The organism is Corynebacterium sp. HMSC036D03 (genome assembly GCF_001836185.1).
GTDB lineage: Bacteria > Actinomycetota > Actinomycetes > Mycobacteriales > Mycobacteriaceae > Corynebacterium > Corynebacterium simulans.
The window spans coordinates 1-313 of the sequence record NZ_KV827768.1 but is presented as its reverse complement, the minus strand read 5'-3'; the positions used below and the strand labels follow the sequence as shown (position 1 = coordinate 313).

General features: G+C 52.1%; 1 protein-coding gene. It reads right to left on the bottom strand.

The window, feature by feature from the left end:
- Positions 1-87: 87 nt before the first annotated feature.
- Positions 88-313 (bottom strand): hypothetical protein (locus HMPREF2692_RS13275; protein WP_210400664.1); only part of this gene is annotated, 226 nt, incomplete at its 5' end.

Below are 313 nucleotides of genomic sequence, written 5' to 3'. Positions count from 1 at the left end.
TCCAAGGTTCATCAACGCCACGTTGAACTACTCCACTCCCCCGCCGTGCATAGACCGGAAATGCCGGTTGATAGTTTCGTTGCTGAATTAACCTGCGTTCGACCCATCGAAGCCGCCGAAACCGGGCGTTGTGGGCCTGTTGGATGGTTCGAATGCAGGTTGGCCAACGATAGGCGTGGGAACGTCGTGCCGATAGTCGTGGCCGGGTGGTGTTGGTTCAATGGTGGAAAACGCAAAGAAGGAAGGGAAGCAACCGTAGTAGTTGCTTCCCTTCTTTTTTGTATTGAGTTGTGTGTTTATTGTTTTATGTCGG